The organism is Faecalibacterium gallinarum (genome assembly GCF_022180365.1).
In the GTDB taxonomy this organism is placed as follows: Bacteria; Bacillota; Clostridia; order Oscillospirales; family Ruminococcaceae; genus Faecalibacterium; species Faecalibacterium gallinarum.
This window is the reverse complement of sequence record NZ_BQKV01000109.1, coordinates 22396-42265: the sequence shown is the minus strand read 5'-3', so window position 1 is coordinate 42265 and position 19870 is coordinate 22396. Positions and strand designations below refer to the sequence as shown.

At 62.4% G+C, this 19870-nt stretch carries 22 protein-coding genes; 19 read left to right on the top strand and 3 right to left on the bottom strand.

What is annotated here, in order from left to right; genetic code table 11:
• Positions 1 to 409 precede the first annotated feature (409 nt).
• From JCM17207_RS13090 to JCM17207_RS13065, 6 genes are all read left to right on the top strand, one after another.
• A complete protein-coding gene (locus JCM17207_RS13090) occupies positions 410 to 1708 on the top strand; it encodes a D-alanyl-D-alanine carboxypeptidase family protein (protein ID WP_238318070.1) in 1299 nt (432 codons plus the stop codon).
• A gap of 89 nt (positions 1709 to 1797) precedes the next feature.
• Positions 1798 to 2364 carry a dTDP-4-dehydrorhamnose 3,5-epimerase gene (gene rfbC, locus JCM17207_RS13085; RefSeq protein WP_238318069.1) on the top strand — a complete coding sequence of 189 codons (567 nt, stop codon included), beginning with the start codon at positions 1798 to 1800 and terminating at the stop codon, positions 2362 to 2364.
• Positions 2365 to 2387: 23 nt separating this feature from the next.
• Positions 2388 to 3179, top strand: coding sequence for an ABC transporter permease (locus JCM17207_RS13080; protein WP_238318068.1), 792 nt, complete (start codon positions 2388 to 2390; stop codon positions 3177 to 3179).
• Between the two features lie 16 nt (positions 3180 to 3195).
• Positions 3196 to 3939 carry an ABC transporter ATP-binding protein gene (locus JCM17207_RS13075; protein ID WP_238318067.1) on the top strand — a complete coding sequence of 248 codons (744 nt, stop codon included), beginning with the start codon at positions 3196 to 3198 and terminating at the stop codon, positions 3937 to 3939.
• Positions 3940 to 3963: 24 nt separating this feature from the next.
• Entirely contained in the window at positions 3964 to 5841 is a 1878-nt protein-coding gene (locus JCM17207_RS13070) for a glycosyltransferase family 2 protein (RefSeq protein ID WP_238318066.1), read from the top strand.
• Positions 5842 to 5896: 55 nt separating this feature from the next.
• Positions 5897 to 6433: a DUF5662 family protein gene (locus JCM17207_RS13065; RefSeq protein ID WP_238318065.1), complete on the top strand. Its 537-nt coding sequence runs from the start codon at positions 5897 to 5899 to the stop codon at positions 6431 to 6433.
• A 75-nt stretch (positions 6434 to 6508) separates the two neighbouring features.
• Here the strand turns inward: JCM17207_RS13065 and JCM17207_RS13760 are convergent, their stop codons facing one another.
• Complete coding sequence (locus JCM17207_RS13760) at positions 6509 to 6637, bottom strand: hypothetical protein (protein ID WP_273493900.1); 129 nt, start codon at positions 6635 to 6637, stop codon at positions 6509 to 6511.
• Between the two features lie 430 nt (positions 6638 to 7067).
• Between JCM17207_RS13760 and JCM17207_RS13060 the strand changes: the two genes are divergently transcribed.
• From JCM17207_RS13060 to JCM17207_RS13035, 6 genes are read left to right on the top strand one after another with little or no spacing between them, the layout of a single operon-like run.
• Entirely contained in the window at positions 7068 to 8309 is a 1242-nt protein-coding gene (locus JCM17207_RS13060) for an RnfC family protein (protein WP_238318064.1), read from the top strand.
• Complete coding sequence (locus JCM17207_RS13055; protein WP_238318063.1) at positions 8309 to 9271, top strand: RnfABCDGE type electron transport complex subunit D; 963 nt, start codon at positions 8309 to 8311, stop codon at positions 9269 to 9271. The genes JCM17207_RS13060 and JCM17207_RS13055 overlap by 1 nt, the downstream gene beginning before the upstream one ends.
• Entirely contained in the window at positions 9268 to 9816 is a 549-nt protein-coding gene (locus tag JCM17207_RS13050) for an RnfABCDGE type electron transport complex subunit G (RefSeq protein ID WP_238318062.1), read from the top strand. Before JCM17207_RS13055 ends, JCM17207_RS13050 begins: the two co-directional genes overlap by 4 nt.
• A 16-nt stretch (positions 9817 to 9832) precedes the next feature.
• Entirely contained in the window at positions 9833 to 10507 is a 675-nt protein-coding gene (gene rsxE, locus JCM17207_RS13045; protein ID WP_238318061.1) for an electron transport complex subunit RsxE, read from the top strand.
• A complete protein-coding gene (locus JCM17207_RS13040; protein ID WP_238318060.1) occupies positions 10504 to 11136 on the top strand; it encodes an electron transport complex protein RnfA in 633 nt (210 codons plus the stop codon). Before rsxE ends, JCM17207_RS13040 begins: the two co-directional genes overlap by 4 nt.
• 14 nt (positions 11137 to 11150) lie before the next feature.
• On the top strand, positions 11151 to 11948 hold the full coding sequence (locus tag JCM17207_RS13035) for an RnfABCDGE type electron transport complex subunit B (protein ID WP_238318059.1): 798 nt from the start codon (positions 11151 to 11153) through the stop codon (positions 11946 to 11948).
• 404 nt (positions 11949 to 12352) lie between these two features.
• On the opposite strand, the gene JCM17207_RS13030 is transcribed toward JCM17207_RS13035, so the two are convergent.
• Positions 12353 to 12985, bottom strand: a complete 633-nt coding sequence (locus JCM17207_RS13030; RefSeq protein WP_238318058.1) for an epoxyqueuosine reductase QueH — start codon at positions 12983 to 12985, stop codon at positions 12353 to 12355.
• A 116-nt stretch (positions 12986 to 13101) separates the two neighbouring features.
• Between JCM17207_RS13030 and JCM17207_RS13025 the strand changes: the two genes are divergently transcribed.
• From JCM17207_RS13025 to JCM17207_RS12995, 7 genes are all read left to right on the top strand, one after another.
• A complete protein-coding gene (locus tag JCM17207_RS13025; protein ID WP_238318057.1) occupies positions 13102 to 13329 on the top strand; it encodes a DUF896 domain-containing protein in 228 nt (75 codons plus the stop codon).
• A gap of 177 nt (positions 13330 to 13506) precedes the next feature.
• The gene (locus tag JCM17207_RS13020) at positions 13507 to 14799 is read left to right on the top strand and encodes an adenylosuccinate synthase (RefSeq protein WP_238318056.1); all 1293 of its coding nucleotides are present in this window, start codon (positions 13507 to 13509) and stop codon (positions 14797 to 14799) included.
• A 54-nt stretch (positions 14800 to 14853) separates the two neighbouring features.
• Positions 14854 to 15759, top strand: coding sequence for a DegV family protein (locus tag JCM17207_RS13015; RefSeq protein WP_238318055.1), 906 nt, complete (start codon positions 14854 to 14856; stop codon positions 15757 to 15759).
• A gap of 242 nt (positions 15760 to 16001) precedes the next feature.
• Positions 16002 to 18098, top strand: coding sequence for an FAD-dependent oxidoreductase (locus tag JCM17207_RS13010; protein ID WP_238318054.1), 2097 nt, complete (start codon positions 16002 to 16004; stop codon positions 18096 to 18098).
• Between the two features lie 92 nt (positions 18099 to 18190).
• A complete protein-coding gene (locus JCM17207_RS13005) occupies positions 18191 to 18577 on the top strand; it encodes a NusG domain II-containing protein (RefSeq protein WP_238318053.1) in 387 nt (128 codons plus the stop codon).
• Between the two features lie 165 nt (positions 18578 to 18742).
• Positions 18743 to 18919: a hypothetical protein gene (locus tag JCM17207_RS13000; RefSeq protein WP_238318052.1), complete on the top strand. Its 177-nt coding sequence runs from the start codon at positions 18743 to 18745 to the stop codon at positions 18917 to 18919.
• A gap of 36 nt (positions 18920 to 18955) precedes the next feature.
• Entirely contained in the window at positions 18956 to 19447 is a 492-nt protein-coding gene (locus tag JCM17207_RS12995; protein ID WP_238318051.1) for a GNAT family N-acetyltransferase, read from the top strand.
• A 78-nt stretch (positions 19448 to 19525) separates the two neighbouring features.
• On the opposite strand, the gene JCM17207_RS12990 is transcribed toward JCM17207_RS12995, so the two are convergent.
• Positions 19526 to 19807: a hypothetical protein gene (locus tag JCM17207_RS12990; RefSeq protein ID WP_238318050.1), complete on the bottom strand. Its 282-nt coding sequence runs from the start codon at positions 19805 to 19807 to the stop codon at positions 19526 to 19528.
• Between the last annotated feature and the right edge of the window lie 63 nt (positions 19808 to 19870).

The following is a 19870-nucleotide window of genomic DNA, read 5'->3' as shown; positions in this document are numbered from 1 at the left end:
GGGGGGGGGGTAGATGCATATTATACAAATAAATTTTTTTAAAGATGTGAAATAAACGTGTTTTATACAAAATTTGGAGAAATTGGCTTTTTAAAAGACAAAAACCAGACCTGTACAAAAAATGCGAATTAACAATGTAAATTGTAGAAAGGCTGGCTTTTGGTGCAGATGCCAACCGGTTTTTAAGGTATACAACACAGACAAAAAGTTTAGGTCTGCGTATCACTTGCGCCCAAGGCGCGCTGAAACCTACAGCTGCCGCGACTCGGGCGTAGCGGCCCCCACCCAACGTACAGCGCGAATAAAAACCTTTGCGGAGGGGGGAAAGTGTGCTATACTGTAAAAGATAGCGCGCGGAGACCATACCGCGCAGACGTTTGGCCGCCCCCGGCGGCGGAAAGAGGGAAAGATGACGAAACTCACCGCGGCGCTCTGCGTTTTGCTGCTGGCGGCCCTAGCGACCCTGGCGGCCCTGCCCGCCGGGGCGGCGGGGCCGGCGCTGGAAAATACCCTGGCCTACTGCATCATCGACGCCGACACCGGCCTTGTGCTGGCGGGGCAGAATATGGATATGGAACTCCACCCCGCCTCCATCACCAAGGTGATGACCATGGGCCTGGCCTGTGAAAAAGCCCAGGGCAGCTGGGACACCCTGTGCACCGTCAGCCACGACGACGTCTACTCCCTGGCGGGCACCGACTCCAGCCATATCGCCCTCCAGGAAGGGGAACAGGCCCCGCTGGAAGATCTGCTCTACGCCACCGCCATGGCCAGCGCCAACGACGCCGCCAACGTCCTGGCCGAATACTTCGGCGGCGGGACCATCGAGGGGGGCGTCGAGGCCATGAACGCCCAGGTGGAAGAACTGGGCCTCCAGCACACCCACTTCGTCAACCCCCACGGCATCAGCAACGACGAGCATTATACCAGCTGTTATGATATCGCCCGGATATTACGCTGGGCATTGGGCCAGCCGGGTTTTCAGGACCTGATCACCCGGAACGAGGTTTATGTGATGGAACCCACCAACCTCCAGCCCGTCACCCGGTACTTCGCCCTGGACGACTCGCTGCGGATCGGCAGCAGCCGATATTATATCCCCTCGATTCTGGGCTCCAAGACCGGCTACACCAACATCGCCCGGTACAGCTACGTCTGCCTGGCGGAACAGAACGGGGTGCGGCTGATCTGCGCCACCATCCACAGCGAATTGAAAACCGATAAATACGCCGACGTAGCCACCCTTTTGGACTACGCCTTCAGCCAGTGGACCGGCTATACCCAGATCTCCGGCGGCGCCGAGACCCGCCAGCTGGAAGTCGCCGGCGGCGGCGGGGCCGTGGGCGCGGTGGCGGTCACCGACCCGGGGGTGAGCCTGCTGCTGGCCCCGGGCCTGACGGCAGAGGATGTCTCGGTCACCCTGGAACTGCCCGACCGGTACCTGATGGGCAGCGAGCTGGAAGCCTTTGCCGTCTACACCGTCAACGGCGGCGCCGCCCAGGAAACCGCCAGCGTCCGGGTGCCGCTGCATCTCGATGGGCTCGCAGCCCTCTTTGATTCCAGCCGGGGCGGCATCCTGCCCGCCGCCGAGGACGTTTCCCCCGCCGTGGTGCGGTGGGAACTGGCGGCGGCCGCTGTGGCGGCCCTGGCGCTGGCTGCGGCGGCCTTCCGGCTGACCCGGCGCCGGGCCGCCCCCCGCAAAACCTGACCCCGACAGGGGGAACAACCCCCTGTTCAGGATAGATTGCAAAACCGTATGGATGAATTTTTACACAAGAAGAACAAGAGGTAGAAACCATGGGCAAGTTTACGTTTATTGAGACCGAGATTCCCGGCGTGGTGGTGATTGAACCCCAGGTGTTTGGCGACGACCGGGGCTATTTTATGGAGACCTACAAGAAAGAGGACTTCGCCGCGGCGGGCATCCCCGCCGAGTTCGTCCAGGACAACCAGAGCCGCTCCACCCGGGGCGTGCTGCGGGGCCTCCACTTCCAGAAAGAGCACACCCAGGGCAAGCTGGTCCGGGTGACCCTGGGCGAGGTGTACGACGTGGCGGTGGACTGCCGCCCCAATAGCAAAACCTTCGGCAAGTGGGTGGGGGTGACCCTCTCGGCCGAGAACAAGAAGATGTTCTACATTCCCGAGGGCTTCGCCCACGGCTTTTTGGTGCTGAGCGACGTGGCCGAGTTCTGCTATAAGTGCACCGACGTCTACGACCCCACCTCGGAGGGCGGCATCCCCTACGACGACCCCACCGTCAACGTCCAGTGGCCCGACTGCGGCTGCGAGCACAAGACCAGCGCCAAGGATAAGCTCCACGAGCCCTTCGCCGCCCAGAAGTTCGAGTTCTTTGAGAAGTGGTGAGCGCCGTGGCAAAACTCAAAGGAATGGTAAACGCCTTTTGGCGGTACCGGTATCTGCTGTATAACCTGGTGAGCCGGGATTTCAAGCTGAAATACCGCCGGAGCGTGCTGGGCGTGGTGTGGAGCGTTCTGAACCCTCTGCTCATGTGCCTTGTGTACTGGGCGGTGTTCAGCAGCCTGATGGATATGCGGGGCAGCGGGATCGACAACTTCCCCGTCTTTCTGATGTGCGGCCAGCTGCTCTTTAACTTCTTCAACGAGGCCACCTCCAGCGGCATGAGCAGCGTCCTCTCCGCCGCGCCCCTTCTGAAAAAAGTCTATATCCCGAAGTATATCTTCCCGCTGGAAAAATGCTGCTTCGCCATGGTGAACTGCCTGTTCAGCTTTGTGGCGCTGCTGCTTGTGATGCTCTTCACCGGCAGCCCCTTCCACTGGACGGTGTTCGAGGCGCTCTACCCCCTGGTGACCCTCTTCTTTTTCAGCCTCGGGGTCAGCCTCTTTTTGGCGGCCTGCACCGTGTTCTTCCGGGATATCATGCACATCTGGAGCGTCTTTATCACGGCGCTGCTCTATTTCTCGGCCATCTTCTACGACCCCGCCCAGATGACTTTCAACATCGGCGGGTTCAACATGCAGCAGGTCATCGCCCTCAACCCCATCTACTGGTATATCACCGGTTTCCGCCGGACGGTCATGTGGGGCCAGGCGCTGGATCTGCGGATGATCGAGGTCTGCGGGGTCTGCGCGGTGATCTCCATGGTGGTGGGTGTGTCGGTCTTCCGCAAGACACAGGACCGCTTTGTGCTGCATATTTAAGGAGGGCGCTGGAACAATGGAACCGATGATCCGCATCGAGAACGTCTCGATGTGCTTTAACCTCTCGAGCGAAAAGCACGAGAGCCTGAAAGAATATTTCCTGGCCATGGTCCAGGGCCGGCTGCACTACGACGAGTTTTACGCCCTGAAAAACGTCAGCTTCGACATCATGCCCGGGGACTTTTACGGCCTGGTGGGGCTGAACGGCTCGGGCAAATCCACCCTGCTCAAAACCATCGCCGGGGTGTACAAGCCCACCCGGGGCAAGGTGACGGTGAACGGCACCATCGCCCCCCTGATCGAGCTGGGGGCGGGCTTCGACATGGATCTGACCGCCCGGGAGAACATTTATCTGAACGGCACGGTCCTGGGCTTCTCCCCCAAGTACTTGGACGAGAAGTTCGACGAGATCGTGGAGTTCAGCGAGTTGCAGAACTTCCTGGACGTGCCCCTGAAAAACTACTCCTCCGGCATGGTGGCCCGGATCGGCTTTGCCATCGCCACCATTACGAAACCCCAGATCCTGATTGCCGACGAGGTTCTGTCGGTGGGCGACTTCCTCTTCCAGCAGAAGTGCGAAAAGCGGATGCAGGAGCTGATGGCCGGGGGCACCACCGTGATCCTGGTCTCCCACTCCATCGAGCAGATCGAGCGGATGTGCTCGAAAGTCGCCTGGCTGAGCCACGGCCAGCTCAAGATGAACGGCGATACAAAAACCGTCTGCGACGCCTATAAGGCCGTCCAGCGGGGCCAGGCCTAAACCAAAAACGAAAGGGGAGAGAGGATGAACCAGCAGCTGAAACGGGCCCGGGAGCTGGGCCGCTACGCGGTGCAGCTGGCCCGGGAAGAGGGGCTTTCCACCATGGCCCGGCGGGGCGCCGGATTTTTCAAGCGGCGGTTTCTAGGCAAAAAAGCCCGCTACCTGCCCACCAAAAACTATCTGGCGGCCCAGCGGGCGGAATATGCGGGCAAGACGGCGGAGAGCTGCGGCCTGCCCAAAATCAGCATCCTGACCCCCCTCTACAACACCCCGCCCGCCTACCTGCGGGCCTTCCTGGATTCCTTTGTGAACCAGACGGCCCCCAACGGCCAGCTCTGCCTGGCGGACGCCTCCGACCCCGCCCACCCCGAGGTGGGGCGGATCGTAGAGGAATATCGGGCGAAGAATCAACAGATCGTATACAAAAAGATCGAAAACAAGGGGATCGCCGCCAACACCAACGCCGCCGCGGCCCTGGCCGAGGGGGAATATCTGGCCCTGGCGGACCACGACGACGTGCTGGCCCCTCACGCTATGGCGGAGATGGGCCGGGCCATCCTCGACCTGCGGGCCAAGGGCCAGCCCGACGGCTTTTTGTACAGCGACGAAGCCTTGTTTGAAAAGGACATCCGGCGGCCCCGGGCGGCCCACTTCAAGCCCGACTACGCCCCGGACTATTTCCTCTGCTGCAACTACATCTGCCACCTGGCGGTTTTCCGGCGGGATTTATTCGAGGCGGTGGGGGGCGAGCGGCCCGAGTGCGACGGCAGCCAGGACCACGATTTGTTCCTCCGGCTGATCGAGCAAAACGGCGGCGCGGCCCATCTGCCTCAGGTGCTCTACTACTGGCGGGTCCACGCCGGTTCCACCTCGGGGGGCACCGGGGCCAAACCCTATGTGGCCGCCGCGGCGAAAAAGGCCCTGGCCGACCACCTGGCCCGCACCGGCCGGAAAGGGGAGGTGTGCGACGGGCTTTTCCCCAGCACCTACCGGGTGAAGTGGGAGATTGAGGGGGAGCCTCTCGTCAGCATCCTGATCCCGAGCAAGGACCACACCGCCGACCTGGAAAAATGCCTTTCCTCCATCTACGAGAAAACCCAGTGGAAGAAGTTCGAGGTGATCGTCATCGAGAACAACTCCACCGAGCCCGAGACCTTTGCTTATTACGAAAAGGCCCCCGCCCGGTACCCGGGTCTGCGGGTGGTGAAATGGCCGGGGAAGGGGTTCAACTTCTCGGCCATCAACAACTTCGGCCGGGAAAGCGCCAAAGGGGAGTATCTGCTCCTTTTAAACAACGATGTGGAAATCCTCAACGGGGACTGGCTCACCGAGCTGCTCCGGCCCTGCGCCCACGAGGGCGGCGCGGCCATCTGCGGGGCCATGCTCTACTACCCGGACGACACCATCCAGCACGCGGGGGTGGTCACCGGCCTCGGGGGCTATGCGGGCCACAGCCACAAATACCGCCCCCGGGGCGGCAGCGGCTATCTGTTCCGGGCGGCCACGGTGCAGGATTTCTCGGCGGTGACCGGGGCCTGCCTGCTGGTGAAAACCTCGGTCTATGACCAGGTGGGGGGCCTGGACGAGGGGTTCGCGGTGGCCTTCAACGACGTGGATTTCTGCCTCCGGGTGCGGGAGGCGGGCTACCGGATCGCCTGGACCCCCTACGCCCAGCTCTACCACTACGAGAGCAAGAGCCGGGGCGGGGACGAGAAAGACCCGGTGAAGGCCCGGCGGTTCGCCGCCGAGCAGCAGCGGCTCTACGACCGCCACGGCCGGGAAAACATCCTGGACGACCCCTATTACAACCCCAGCCTGACCTACGACCGGGAGGATTTCTCCGAGAGCGCCGACCTGCGGCGGCTCCAAAACGGGGAACTGACCGTCCGGTTCCGGCAGTAAAGTTTAACAAAAGGTCAAATCCAACAAAAATATTCCAAAGGGGAGAGAGTACGCCATGAACATTGCGGGCCATTTCAAGACCATCACCCGGCACAAGCTGCTGGTGATGGAGTATTGTTTCGAGTGCGGGCTCTACGCCCAGGGGCTGGCCCACGACCTGAGCAAATACAGCCCCACCGAGTTCATCCCGGGGTGCATCTACTACCAGGGGGACCACAGCCCCAACGAGGCCGAGCGACAGGCCAAGGGCTACACCGCCGCCTGGCTCCACCACAAGGGCCGGAACAAGCACCACCTGGAATACTGGATCGACTACGGCACCGAGAAAGCGGGCCTCACCGGGATGAAGATCCCCCTGCGGTACATCTGCGAGATGGTCTGCGACCGGGTGGCCGCCAGCCGGGTCTATCTCGGGGACAAATACACCGACGCCTCGGCCTGGGAGTACTACCAGCGCAGCCGGGACCACTATCTGATGCACCCCGAGTCCCGGGCCATGCTGGAGAAACTGCTGCTCATGGTGCGGGACTGCGGCCAGGAGCGGACCTTCGCCTACATCCGGGCCCTGTTGGGGGTCCAGAAGGACTACTGAGCCTTTATAAAAATACAAAAAAACGGCCCCTCCGCCTTTTTGGGCGGCAGGGGCCGGCGCTTTTTTGTGTTGGGATCAGAACTCGTCGCCGTAAATATGGATATACCGGGGGCCGTTCTTGTCGTGGTAGAACAGCAGAAGGGCCGTCAGCCCGACAGCCAGGGCAGTGAATACGGCGAGCAGGGTTTTGAGTGCTTTCATCATGAAACAAGAACCTCCTTTAATCATCGGCGGGTCGATCAATTCAGCGCCGCCCGGCCGGGCCAGGGGCGGTTTTGAGCCGTGAGAATGTCTGTACTGCTTAGTATACCATAATCCCACCCCGTTGGCAAACCACAACCTGCCCCGAGGAAGAAAAAGGAAAAAAGAATGCCGGTTAGCCAGGACTAATAGTAAGGAAATTTAAGGATCTGCTAAATTTTTGTCTTGTTTGACGTTGACTTGAGCGGATGAAATGATAAAATAAATATGTTAAGCAGCTGTCGGGCCCCCGTGCGCCTTCACGCAGATAAAGGGGCCCGGCCATCAATCAGAATGGGGGATTGTATAGTCCATGTTGAACAAGCTGAAACGTGCGGCGCTTGGCGCGCATACGCCGCATGACAAAGCAACTGCTGCAAGCAAACCGGTCCCGATGCCTCTGCCCGCGCAGGTACGCATCCTGATGAGCCAGCATATCGGCGCACCGGCCAAACCCGTTGTCAAAAAGGGCGACGCTGTCTGCGTCGGCACCCTGATCGGCGAGGCGGCTGGCTTCGTCTCCGCCAACATCCACTCCAGCGTCTCGGGCACGGTCTCGGCGGTGGAGACCTTCCGCCTGGCCAATGGCAAGACCTGCGACGCGGTGGTCATCGCCACCGACGGCAAGCAGACCGTCGACCCCGCCATCCAGCCCCCGGTGGTCACCGACAAAGCCAGCTTCCTGGCGGCGGTGCGCGCCTGCGGCCTGGTGGGCCTGGGCGGCGCCGGTTTCCCGACCGACGTCAAGCTCCAGCCCAAGACCCCGGTGGATACCCTGCTGATCAACGCCTCCGAGTGCGAGGTCTGGCTGACCAGCGACACCCAGGAGATGCTCTGCTGCAGCGACGACATCGTCCGCGGCATCCAGGCGGTGCTCCAGTACACCGGCATCCCCAAGTGCATCATCGGCATTGAGAAGAACAAGCCCGAGTGCATCGACCTGCTCTGCGCTAAGACCAAGGACCTGAGCAACGTGGAGGTCAAACCCCTGCCCAGCGTCTACGGCACCGGCGCCGAGCTGATCCTGATCGAGAAGTGCCTGGGCCGCGAGGTGCCCCACGGCGGTCTGCCCGCCGACGCCGGCGCCATCGTGATGAACGTCACCTCCGTCAGCGCCCTGGGCAAGTACCTGGCCACCGGCATGCCGGTGGTGGAGCGCACCATCACCCTGGACGGCGACGCCTGCGCCCAGCCCAAGAACCTGGTCGTCCCCGTGGGCACCGCCTACGAGGATATCATTGCGGCTGTGGGCATCAAGGACGGCGTCACCCTGGGCAAGGTCGTTGCCGGCGGCGCCATGATGGGCCCCGCGGTGGAAAGCCTTTCTTACCCCACCACCAAGACCACTTCCGGCCTGATCCTGCTGAGCGAGGCCGCGGCCAAGCCCGCCCCCGCCCAGGCTTGCATCCGCTGCGGCCGCTGCATCGAGTACTGCCCCATGGGCCTGGCCCCGGTGGAGGTCAATGCGGCCTACGCCACCCGGGACGTGGAGGAGCTGGGCAAGCTGCACGTGGACTACTGCTTCAACTGCGGCTCCTGCACCTTCGTCTGCCCGGCCAAGCGCCCCTGCACCCAGATGATGAGTCTGGCCAAGGCCTACTATCTTGATCAAATCAAAAAAGGAGGCAATAAGTAATGGATACGAAACTTATTGTTTCGGCCTCCCCGCATCTGCGGTCGGACGAGAGCACCCAGGACCTGATGGCCAACGTGATCGTCGCCCTGACCCCCTGCGTGGTGGCCTCTGCGATTATCTTCGGCCTGCGGGCTCTGCTGGTGGTGGCCGTCTCGGTGATCGCCTGCGTGGCCTTTGAGTGGCTGTACTGCAAGCTGCTGAAAAAGCAGAGCCCCATCGGCGATCTGTCCGCTGTGGTCACCGGCATCATCCTGGCCCTGAACGTGCCGGTGAATATGCCCCTGGGCGAGCTGGTGATCGGCGCTCTGGTTTCCATCATCATCGTCAAGCAGCTGTTCGGCGGCATCGGCATGAACTTCGCCAACCCCGCCCTGGTGGGCCGGATTGTCCTCTTCATCAGCTTCGCTACCGAGATGAACGCCTGGGTCTACCCCGACGCAGCGGTGGACCAGCTGTCCAAGGCCACCCCGCTTCAGGTGGCCAACCCCGGCAAGCTCAACCTGCTGGACCTGTTCATGGGCATCCACGGCGGCGTCCTGGGCGAGACCTGCGCCCTGGCCATCGTGCTGGGCTTTGTCTACCTGGTGGTCACCAAGACCATCAGCGCCGCTATCCCCGTGGCCTATGTGGGCAGCATGTTCGTCTTCTACATGATCGCCACCGGCAGCGTCCATGAGAGCCTGGCGGCGGTCCTGTCCGGCGGCCTGCTCTTCGGCGCCGTCTTTATGGCCACCGACTACGTCACCAGCCCCTTCACCCTGAAGGGCAAGCTGATCTACGGCCTGGCCCTGGGCGCTGTGACCTTTGCCATCCGGTACTGGGGCAGCTACACCGAGGGCGTGTCCTTCGCGCTGCTGTTCATGAACCTGTGGGTTCCCTTCATCAACGACTGGACCCGTCAGACCCCCTATGGCTATGTCAAGCCCGCGAAGAAAGCAGCAAAGGAGGGCGCCGGCAAATGAATAAGTCTACCACTTGGGAGAGCACGGTCAAGCCGATCCTGGTGCTCAGCGTCAGCGCGCTGGTCGTCAGCCTGCTGCTGGCCGTCATCAACTCCTTTACGGCTCCTGTGATCGAAGCCAACGAGAAGGCCACCACCCTGGCGGCCTATGTGGAGGTCATGCCCTCTGTTTCCAGCGCGGCTGACCTGGAAGAAGTCACCGACTACACCACCCCCGGCGTCTCCGGCGTGGTGAAGTACACCGACGGCAGCATGGCGGTTAAGGCCGGCGAGTCCGGTTTCGACGGCGGCATCGTCACCGTCATCCTGGGCTTTGACGCCAACGGCACCGTCACCGGCATCTGGGTGGACGCTTCCACCCAGACCAGCGGCATCGGCTCCAACGTGGCCAATGCCGACTACCTGGCCCAGTTCAACGGGATGGACGGCACCCAGAACATCACCGCAGGCAACGGTTACGACAGCTACTCTGGCGCGACCTATTCTGCTGATGCGCTCTTTGCCGCCATCAATGACTGCATCAACTGCTACAATGAGCTGGCATAAGGGAGGTTGGTAAGAAATGGCACAAGAAAAAGTTTCCAAGGTAAGCATCCTTACCAACGGTATTATTAAAGAGAACCCGGTTCTGCGGCTGATCCTGGGCACCTGCTCGGCTCTGGCTGTCACCACCGCTGTCTCCAGCGCGCTGGGCATGGGCGTGGCCTTCACCTTCGTGCTGGTCTGCTCCAACATCATGATCGCCATGCTGCGGAACGTCATCCCCGCCAAGGTCCATCTGCCCTGCTACATCGTCATCATCGCGGGCTTCGTGACCATCGTCCAGATGGTGATGCACGCCTACTTTGAGAGCCTGTACACCGCTCTGGGCGTGTTCCTGCCCCTGATCGTCGTCAACTGCATCATCCTGGGCCGTGCTGAGATGTTCGCCTGCAAGAACACCGTCATCGACTCTGCCCTGGACGGCGTGGGCATGGGCATCGGCTACACCCTGACCGTGGTCTGCATGGCTACCCTGCGCGAGATCCTGGGCAGCGGCACCTGGCTGGGCTTCCAGGTTCTGCCCGAGAGCCTGCCCAAGATCGGCATCATGACCCAGGCCCCCGGCGCCTTCCTCTGCTTCGGCCTGCTGATGGCCGGCTGTGTCTGGCTGGAAGGCAAGCTGGACGCCCGCATCGAGCGGAAGATCGGCTGCCAGCCCCTCAAGGAACTGCAGGAAGGAGAGGATAAAGAATGATCGTCAAACTCGCTGCCATCTTCTTCAGCATGATCCTCGTGAACAACTACGTGCTGGTGAAGTTCTACGGTATCTGCCCGTTCCTGGGCGTCTCCAAGAAGCTGGATTCTTCCATCGGCATGTCCGGCGCCGTCATCTTCGTTATGCTGATGGCCACCGCCGTCACCTTCCCCATCCAGATCTATGTTCTGGACCCGGCGGACCTGGGCTACCTGCAAACCATCGTCTTTATTCTGGTCATTGCGGTTCTGGTCCAGTTCATCGAGATTTTCCTCAAGAAATACGTTGTCTCCCTGTATAACTCCCTGGGCGTCTACCTGCCCCTGATCACCACCAACTGCTGCGTTCTGGCCGTCACCATCCTGGTGGTGGACGACTACGGCGCCGATGTGGCCACCCTGGGCTTTGCGGCGGCCTACATCGAGGCTCTGGTCTGCGCGGTGGGTTCCGGCGTGGGCTTTATGCTGGCCATGTGCCTGTTCAGCGGCGTGCGCAAGCGTGTGGAGCTCTGCGAGGCCCCCGGCCCCTTCAAGGGTCTGCCCATCACCCTGATCGCAGCGGCGATCACCAGCCTGTCCTTCATGGGCTTTGGCGGCATCGTCGAGAACCTGTTTAACGTCACGCTCTAAGGAGGAAACGGAAAATGAATATCGTATTGGCTGTTGTCCTCTGTACCGTCGTGGGCGCGGTGGGCGCCATCATCCTGGTGGCCGCCTCCAAGTTCATGGCTGTGGAGGAGGACCCCCGCATTGAGCAGGTGACGGGCTGCCTGGCCGGCGCCAACTGCGGCGGCTGCGGCTACGCCGGCTGTGCCGACTACGCCAAGGCGGTCGTCCTGAACGGCGAGGCCTGCGACAAGTGCGCCCCCGGCGGCCCCAAGGCCACCGCTGCCATCGCCAAGATCATGGGCAGCGAGGCTTCCGCTGTGGTCAAGAAGGCCGTGGTCCAGTGCCAGGGCAGCGCCGACCACTGCAAGCCCAGCTATGAGTACAAGGGCATCCAGAGCTGCGCCGCGGCTGCGGCCCTCTACGGCGGCCCCAAGAGCTGCTCCTTTGCCTGCACGGGTCTGGGCGACTGCGTCAAGGCCTGCAAGTTCGACGCCATCCACATTGTGGACGGCGTGGCTGTGGTGGATCAGTCTAAGTGCACCGGCTGCGGCGCCTGCGCTGCCGTCTGCCCCAAGCACGTCATCATGATCGACACCGCCGGCCCCGAGAAGCCGGTGGTCATGTGCTCCAACTGCGACAAGGGCCCCACCGCCAACAAGCTCTGCACCACCGCCTGCATCGCCTGCGGTATGTGCCAGCGCAACTGCCCCTCCGACGCCATCCATGTTGTGGATAACCTGGCCCGGATCGACTACGACAAGTGCACCGGCTGCGGTACCTGCGTCGCCAAGTGCCCCAAGAAGATCATCACCTACCCCCTGAAGAAGGCGTGAGGGATGACCCCCGGCCAAAGGCCGCTCTGAAATGACAAGACCCCTGTGGAGCCGCCGAAGGGCGGTTTTACGGGGGCCTTTTTGATGAGGGAAGGGTTATGATTTGAACCCACCCACCCGCCCTTTAGATGTTCCCCTGGGGCCTGCGGCCCCGCCCCCCGTGGGGGCTCTGAACCGAAAACGGCTGTTTCCAGGGCCGCCGCCCGGATTCGCCCGGCAGGCCCCGCAAGTCGGTCCACCACGCGGCCCGAGAGTGCGGAGCCAGCCGGTCGAACCGCTCGGCTGCCACAGCGCGCAAGTTCGTTCATCCCGCCGCGGAAATCGGCTCAGCACAAGAGGAGGGTGGGATAAAATAAATCCCTCTCCTGCAAAAAAGGGGCCGCAAACTTGCTGGCCCCATAGGTTCATCCTTTATTTGGCTCTGTGATTCCCCGGGCCCGGGCGCTGAACTCGCACCCGCAATAGTCCTGGCGGTAGAGGCCGTACTCCTCCGACAGCTGCAAGGAGCGGAGATAGCCGTTCTTTTTCTTGAAGTCGGAGGGCAGGTGTTTCACCCCGAACTCCTGTTCCAGCTCCTGGCCGATCTGGTTGATCCGGGCGGCGTCCTTGTGGGGGCTGATGGAGAGGGTGGTGGCGAACCAGTCGAACCCGTGTTCGGCGGCGTACTGGGCGGCCCGGCGCATCCGCAGCCGGTAGCAGACGGTGCACCGCCCGCCCCGCTCCGGCTCGGCCTCGAGGCCGGCGACGGCGGAGTAAAACTCCTGGGGGTCGTAGCGGTCCTCCACCACCTTCACCCCCAGGGGGTGGGCCGCGGCCACAAACCGCTCCAGCTCCTGGCCCCGGCGGCGGTATTCCGCTTCCGGCCAGGTATTGGGGTTATAATAGAGGACGGTAATCTCGAAAAACTGGCTCAGCTGTTCCAGCACCGCGCTGGAACAGGGCCCGCAGCAGGCGTGGAGCAAAAGCCGGGGCCGGCTGCCCCCGAGAGAGGCCAGCACCGCGTCCATCTGCTGGGCGTAGGTCAGCTGTTTGGGCATAAAACATCACCTCGCGGTAAAAATCAAAGATCAGGGCTCTGCCCCGAGTATAGCACAACCCGCCCCAAAGCGCAAAACGCCCCGCCGGCGGGAAAAATCAAAAGGAGAAACATGCCATGACACAGGAGAAGATCGCCCGCATCAACGAGCTGGCCCACAAGAGCAAAACCCCCGAGGGCCTCACCGAGGCGGAAAAGCAGGAGCAGCAGGCCCTCCGCCAGGAGTACCTGGCAGATTTCCGCCGGAGTTTCCAGAACCAGCTGGAGCACACCTCCATCCAGGAGCCGGACGGCACCATCCACAAACTGCCCCGCCGCCCCGTCCCCAAACTGCCCAAAAACTGAGCCAAATCCCCCGGGAACGAAATTGCCCCTTTTTTTCGGGGGCAAATGCGAGTATAATAGATACTGTACGGGTGTGTGCTTTTCACCGCCCGGCAAAAAATGGTTTCCAGGATGGCGTATCCCGGGCAAGGTGCCCGGAAAAGGCTGTTCTTCGATAAAAAAAGAGGTCAAAGAATTATGCTTACAGCAATCACAGGGATCAACTGGGGCGACGAGGGCAAGGGCCGCATGGTGGACCTGCTCAGTCAGGAGTACGATATTGTCGTCCGCTATCAGGGCGGCAACAACGCCGGCCACACCGTCAAGAACGAGCGGGGCAAGTTCGTTTTGAACCTGCTGCCCTCCGGCATCCTCCGCCCGGAGGTGGTCTGCGTCATGGGCAACGGTATGGTCATCGACCCCCAGCACCTGGACGGCGAGATTACCAAGCTCCGGGAGCAGGGCATCCAGATCAGCCCCGCCAACCTGAAGATTTCCGACCGCGCCACCATCACCATGCCCTACCATGTGGCCCAGGACGGCCTGGAAGAGGCCCGTCTGTCCAAGACCGGCGCCCAGTTCGGCTCCACCAAGCGGGGCATCGCCTACGTCTACGGCGACAAGTATATGAAGAAGACCCTGCGGATGGGCGACCTGCTCCACCTGGACGAGGCCGTCAAGAAGCGCCTGGTCACCATGGTGGACTCCAAGAACCTGGTGATGGAGGGCAGCTACGGCGCCGCCCCCATCGACGTGGAGGAGATGTGGGCCTGGCTCCAGAAGTACGCCGCCATCTTCAAGGACTACGTCTGCGACGCCGGCGCCTACCTGGACAAGGCCGACCGCGAGGGCAAGAAGATCCTCTTCGAGGCCCAGCTGGGCGCTCTGCGGGATGTGGACTTCGGCATCTATCCCTACACCACCTCTTCCAACGTCATCGGCGCCTACGCCCCCATCGGCGCAGGCATCCCCGGCCACAAGCTGGACAACTCCATCGGCATCATGAAGGCCTATTCCTCCTGCGTGGGTGACGGCCCCTTCACCGCCGAGCTGGCCATGACCGAGGAGGAGAAGCACTACCTGCGGGAGGCTGGCCACGAGTACGGCGCAGCCACCGGCCGTCCCCGCCGGGTCGGCCCCATCGACCTGGTGGCCAGCCGGTACGGCGTCTTCTGCCAGGGCTGCGACGAGGTCGCCCTGACCCTGCTGGACGTGCTGGACTACATGGAGAAGGTGCCTGTGGTCAAGGCTTATAAGCTGTCGGACGGCAGCATCACCGACCGGTTCCCCATGGGCGAGGCCCTGGACACCGCACAGCCGGTGGTGGAGTACCTGCCGGGCTGGCACTGCGACATCACCGCCGCCCGCAAGTGGGAGGACCTGCCCAAAGCCGCCCAGGATTACATCCTGTATCTGGAACAGGCCGTGGGCTGCAAGATCACTTATATCTCGGTGGGCGCCGAGCGGGAGGCTTATATCCACCGCACTTAAGCCCAACGGGCCGAGAAAACCGCCCTGCCGGGGCGAAAACAAGGGGGAAGCGAAATGTTTGAACTTATTACCGATAGTGCCTGCGATCTGACGCCCGAACAGGCCCGGGCCATGCAGCTGACGGTGGTGCCTTTTTATGTCTCCACCGACGGCGTGACCTACCTGAAAGAAGGGCAGGAGATGCCGGTGCGGGAGTTCTATCAGTTCATGGTCGATCACCCCGAGGCCACGCCCAAGACCAGCCTGCCCAGCATCGAGGACTTTGAGCAGGTGTTCCGCGCCAAGGCGGCCGCCGGCAAAGAGGTGCTCTGCCTCTGCTTCACCGGCAAGATGAGCGGCGGGGTGGGCAGCGCCCGCAACGCCCGCACCCTGGTGCTGGAGGATTACCCCGACGCCCGGATCGAGGTGCTGGACACCGCCGGCGCCACCGTCACCGAGGCCGCCACGGTGGAGAACGCCGTGGCCCTGCGGGACGCGGGCTGCACCCTGGACGAGGCCCTGACCTGGCTGAACGGGGTGATGCCCACCAACCAGATCTTCTTCACCGTGGGCAACCTGGACTACCTCATCAAGGGCGGCCGGATCGGCAAGGTAGCGGGCCGGGCGGCCAACTTCCTGGGGGTCAAGCCCATGATCCACTTCAAAGAGGGCGAGATCTTCTCGGGCGGTGTGGCCCGGGGCCGTCAGAAGAGCTTTGAGAAGGCGCTGGACCAGCTGCTGGGCTACCTGACCGAGCGGAACGCCGACCCCGACGACTACCGGATCATCGTGGGCTACGGCTACGACGAGGAGGAGGGCAAGCGGCTCTGGATGCAGGCCCGCGCCGCCCTCCGGGCCAAGTACCCCGGCTCCGCCTGCGACGTGGAGCTGCTCCAGATCGGCGCGACGATTGCCGTCCATACCGGGCCCTACCCGCTGGGCCTGGGCGTGGTGCGGCGGTACCGGCCGGAAAATAAGTAAACCCAAGAGAGTCTGCCGAGAGGCAGGCTCTTTTTTTGATCCGCCGGCCGGGCGAAACACCGCCTTTTCTTCTCGTGTTCAGAGAAAAAACCAAAAAAACAGGGCGATTGCAGGTAAAACGATTTACAAACATTTCACAATGTGATATATTAGGAGCGGAAGTGGGAAAAATTGGCCCCAAAAGGTCAATTCGACCCACCCAGAGAGATAGGAAAAAAGAATTGAAATGGAGGAATTTTGTGATGAAAAAGCGGATCCTCGCGGGCGTGCTGAGCGCAATGATGCTCCTGTCCGCCTGCGGTACCGGCGCTTCCACCGCTTCCACCGCTGCCAGCAGCACGGCAGCTTCGGGCTCCGGCTCCACCGCATCGGGTGTCTTTGAGGGCTCCTCTGTGGGCATGCAGGGCACCGTCACGGTGGCTATGACCGTCGAAGAGGGCAAGATCACCAACGTGGAGCTCACCGAGTGCCACGAGACCCCGTCCATCGCCTCGGTGGCCATGGAGCGGCTGCCCCAGCAGATGGTGGAGCACCAGACCACTACCCTGGACGCCGTCACCGGCGCTACCCTGGCCAGCAACGCCATCATGCGGGCAGCTTCTGCTGCGGCTGAGGCTGCCGGCCTGGATATGGACCAGCTGAAGGCCAACGCTTACTCCGAGCCCGCGGGCGAGGATGAGACCTGGGAGACCGACGTCCTGGTGGTGGGCGGCGGCGGCGCCGGCTTCTCGGCTGCCATCACCGCAGCACAGGGCGGCGCAAAGGTCATCCTGATCGAGAAGAGCTCGGTCATCGGCGGCAACACCCTGATGCAGGGCGGCGCCTTCAATGCGGTGGACCCCGCCGCTCAGGCCGAAGTGATCCTGACCGAGGCCCAGAAGAACACCCTGGACGGCTATCTGGCCCTCTCCACCTCGGACGAGAACCTGCACTTTGATCAGTTCCCCGAGTGGGCTGAGGTCCTGACCCAGCTCCAGAGCGACATCAACACCTTCTATGCAGAGAACGCGGACAAGACCGCCGGCGTGGATATGCCCGGCTTCGACTCCATCTCTCTGCATATGTGGCACATCTACACCGGCGGCCTGCGCCAGATGAACGACGGCAGCTGGATGGCCTCCGACATCGACCTGGCCCGCAACCTGGCCGAGAGCGCCCTGGGCACCTTTGAGTGGATGCGGGACGACCTGGGCCTGTACGCCCCCTCCGGCGAGGGCGAGGGCGACACCCTCTACACCGTTCTGGGCGCTATGTGGCCCCGGACCCACCGGGTCGAGACCAGCACTGAGCTGATGGACGACCTGCGCGCTGTGGCTGAGGACGCCGGCGTCACCGTCTACACCGAGACCGCCGCCACCAGCCTGCTGACCGACGAGAACGGCAAGGTCATCGGCGCCACCGCCGAGAAGGCCAACGGCACCAAGATCACCATCAACACCGCCAACGGTGTTGTCCTGGCCAGCGGCGGCTACTGCGCCAACCCCGCTATGGTCAAGGAGTATGACCAGTACTGGGGCGACGATCTGACCGATCACACCCTGACCACCAACGTGGGCACCAACGAGGGCGACGGCATCCTGATGGCTCAGGCCATCGGCGCCGACACCGTGGGCATGGAAGTGGCTCAGCTGATGCCCTCTTCCTCTCCGCTGAAGGGCACCATGACCGACGGCGTCTGGGGCGATGCTTCCGAGCAGATCTGGATCGACGGCGAGGGCAACCGCTTCGTCGATGAGTACGCCGAGCGCGACGTCCTGGCCAAGGCTTCTCTGGCTCTGGAGGACGGCATCTTCTACATCCTCTACGCCGGCCCCGTGGGCGAGAACGGCATGACCACCGGCGCTACCCTGGATCAGGCCATGTTCGGCACCACCATCCAGGATATGGTGGACAACGGCCACGTCTGGTACGGCTCCACCCTGGCCGAGCTGGCGGAGGCGACTGCTACCAGCGCCGGCGGCGCTGCCCCTGCCTTCACCGAGGAGGCTCTGCGCAACACCATCGAGAAGTACAACAGCTATGTGGAGGCCCAGGAGGACCCCGACTTCCACAAGGAGGTTCTGGCGGGCGCCGTTGACATCGAGGCCATCGAGGCCGACCCCAACGTGGGCTTTGTCATCTCTCCCCGCAAGGCTTCTCTGCACCACACCATGGGCGGCCTGAAGATCGACACCGAGGCGCATGTCCTGAACACCGACGGCGAGATCATCGAGGGCCTGTGGGCTGCGGGTGAGGTCACCGGCGGCATCCACGCGGGCAACCGTCTGGGCGGCAACGCTGTGGCAGACATCTTCACCTACGGCCACATTGCAGGCGGCAACGCTGCTGCCGGCAAGTAAACCGGAACCCCTCTGCTGAGGGAAACAACAGACAACCAGGGGGCTGCCGCAGTTTGCGGCGGCCCCTTCTTGGGTAGGGAGAACAGTACAGGATGAGCAAAGAACAAACGAAAGGCCGGGCCCGCCCCGGCAGCTGGAAGCAGAACCTTTTGTTTGCCCTGGTGGTGCTGGCCCTGGCGGGCGCCATCGGCGGGTACTACTGGGTTCAGCGGGCCAATCGCCCGGAAAAGATGGCCCACCTGGTCTATGGCACCGGCGAGCGCCGGGAGGTGGAGATCGATCTGCGGGAGGACGGGGACTATACCTTTGATTCCAACGGGTACGAGATCCATCTCCAGGTGCGGGAGGGAACCATCGCCTTTGTGGACAGCCCCTGCCCAGACCACGTCTGCGAGGGCTTCGGCTGGATCAGCGAGGTGTACGACTGGGCGGCCTGCATCCCGGCCCAGGCCATGCTGACCATCGAGCCGGTGGAATAAGCCGAATCCCCCGAACCCCCCGGAACGCCAAAGAGTCTGCCGAAAGGCAGGCTCTTTTTTTGCGGGAAACATTTGGAAATCCCCGGGGAAATATGCTATACTGGAAAAAAGCCCCGGGGGAGGTCCCCGGCGGCACAGAGGAACAAACCAAAGGAGGGGAACGGTATGCGGATCGCAACGATTGAAATTTTCACGATGCTGCTGCTCTTTGTGGTGCCGATTCTGGTGGGCATCGCCCTGGTGAAATACTTCATCCGGTACGGCATCGACTACTACCTAGACCAGAAGGAAAAGCGCGCCGCCGCCCGCCAGAACCCCCAGATCCCCGATAATCCCCAGTAACGCCCCCAAGACGAGAACAAAGGAGAACATTCCCCCATGACCACCTTCTGCAAAATCGGCCCCGAAGAGGCCGCCCGCCTGTCCGAGATCGCATCCCGGGTGGTGAAAGCCCACTTTGACCCCCTGATCGGCCCGGCCCAGAACGACTACATGATCGAGAAATTCCAGTCGGAACCGGCCATCCGGGCCCAGCGGGCCGGGGGCTATCGGTACTACTGGGTGATGGAGGAGGGCGAGACCGCCGGTTTTCTGGCCTTTTACCCCCGGGAGGGCAAGCTCTATCTGAGCAAGTTCTACCTGCTGGAAGGGTTCCGGGGCCGGGGCCTGGCGGGGAAGATGTTCGCCTTTGTGGCCGAGTCCGCCCGGGCCGAGGGGCTGAGCGCCGTCTACCTCAACGTCAACCGGGGCAACACCGGGGTCATCCGGGCGTATGAGCACCTGGGCTTTCAGATCGTCCGGGAGGAGAAAAACGACATCGGCGGGGGCTTTTTTATGGACGATTATGTGATGGAGTGCCCCCTGACCTGACCCAAAAAACAGAAAAAACAAAGGGCTCCGGGCCTTCCCTCGTGCAGGGGGGAGACTCGGAGCCTTATTTTTCAGCGGTTACCGGGCCAGGTCGTGGAAGAAGTCGGGGGGCAGGGTTTCCAGGGTGCTGCGCCGGATTAAGATGGTGTAGTGGTACAGATAGGCGTTGCGCAGGCCGGTGGTGGGGATCATCCCCCGGGCCGAGCGCATGGGGCCGCTGGCCCCCCGCACCCGCACCCGGTAGGGGATATGGGCCGCGTGGAGCTTGGCGGTCACCTTGGCCTTGGTGGCCAGGTCGTAGGTCCAGTAAACTTCCACATAGCGGTCGAAGAAAAGCCGGTTCAGCCAGTTGGGCAGCATGGAAAACACCTCCCTCTGTCAGAGACCCGGGCCGCCCGGGATCTATGCAAAATCCTCTATTCT

Excerpts from the sequence above, each read along its gene's own strand:
- JCM17207_RS12990 (WP_238318050.1), bottom strand. The coding sequence starts at position 19,807 with ATGCTGCCCAACTGGCTGAACCGGCTTTTCTTCGACCGCTATGTGGAA.
- JCM17207_RS12995 (WP_238318051.1), top strand. The coding sequence starts at position 18,956 with ATGACCACCTTCTGCAAAATCGGCCCCGAAGAGGCCGCCCGCCTGTCC.
- JCM17207_RS13075 (WP_238318067.1), top strand. The coding sequence starts at position 3,196 with ATGGAACCGATGATCCGCATCGAGAACGTCTCGATGTGCTTTAACCTC.
- JCM17207_RS13000 (WP_238318052.1), top strand. The coding sequence starts at position 18,743 with ATGCGGATCGCAACGATTGAAATTTTCACGATGCTGCTGCTCTTTGTG.
- JCM17207_RS13010 (WP_238318054.1), top strand. The coding sequence starts at position 16,002 with ATGAAAAAGCGGATCCTCGCGGGCGTGCTGAGCGCAATGATGCTCCTG.
- JCM17207_RS13025 (WP_238318057.1), top strand. The coding sequence starts at position 13,102 with ATGACACAGGAGAAGATCGCCCGCATCAACGAGCTGGCCCACAAGAGC.
- JCM17207_RS13080 (WP_238318068.1), top strand. The coding sequence starts at position 2,388 with ATGGTAAACGCCTTTTGGCGGTACCGGTATCTGCTGTATAACCTGGTG.
- JCM17207_RS13070 (WP_238318066.1), top strand. The coding sequence starts at position 3,964 with ATGAACCAGCAGCTGAAACGGGCCCGGGAGCTGGGCCGCTACGCGGTG.
- JCM17207_RS13055 (WP_238318063.1), top strand. The coding sequence starts at position 8,309 with ATGGATACGAAACTTATTGTTTCGGCCTCCCCGCATCTGCGGTCGGAC.
- JCM17207_RS13030 (WP_238318058.1), bottom strand. The coding sequence starts at position 12,985 with ATGCCCAAACAGCTGACCTACGCCCAGCAGATGGACGCGGTGCTGGCC.
- JCM17207_RS13065 (WP_238318065.1), top strand. The coding sequence starts at position 5,897 with ATGAACATTGCGGGCCATTTCAAGACCATCACCCGGCACAAGCTGCTG.
- JCM17207_RS13040 (WP_238318060.1), top strand. The coding sequence starts at position 10,504 with ATGATCGTCAAACTCGCTGCCATCTTCTTCAGCATGATCCTCGTGAAC.
- JCM17207_RS13015 (WP_238318055.1), top strand. The coding sequence starts at position 14,854 with ATGTTTGAACTTATTACCGATAGTGCCTGCGATCTGACGCCCGAACAG.
- JCM17207_RS13005 (WP_238318053.1), top strand. The coding sequence starts at position 18,191 with ATGAGCAAAGAACAAACGAAAGGCCGGGCCCGCCCCGGCAGCTGGAAG.
- JCM17207_RS13050 (WP_238318062.1), top strand. The coding sequence starts at position 9,268 with ATGAATAAGTCTACCACTTGGGAGAGCACGGTCAAGCCGATCCTGGTG.
- JCM17207_RS13020 (WP_238318056.1), top strand. The coding sequence starts at position 13,507 with ATGCTTACAGCAATCACAGGGATCAACTGGGGCGACGAGGGCAAGGGC.
- JCM17207_RS13035 (WP_238318059.1), top strand. The coding sequence starts at position 11,151 with ATGAATATCGTATTGGCTGTTGTCCTCTGTACCGTCGTGGGCGCGGTG.
- rfbC (WP_238318069.1), top strand. The coding sequence starts at position 1,798 with ATGGGCAAGTTTACGTTTATTGAGACCGAGATTCCCGGCGTGGTGGTG.
- JCM17207_RS13060 (WP_238318064.1), top strand. The coding sequence starts at position 7,068 with ATGCCTCTGCCCGCGCAGGTACGCATCCTGATGAGCCAGCATATCGGC.
- JCM17207_RS13090 (WP_238318070.1), top strand. The coding sequence starts at position 410 with ATGACGAAACTCACCGCGGCGCTCTGCGTTTTGCTGCTGGCGGCCCTA.
- JCM17207_RS13760 (WP_273493900.1), bottom strand. The coding sequence starts at position 6,637 with ATGATGAAAGCACTCAAAACCCTGCTCGCCGTATTCACTGCCCTGGCT.
- rsxE (WP_238318061.1), top strand. The coding sequence starts at position 9,833 with ATGGCACAAGAAAAAGTTTCCAAGGTAAGCATCCTTACCAACGGTATT.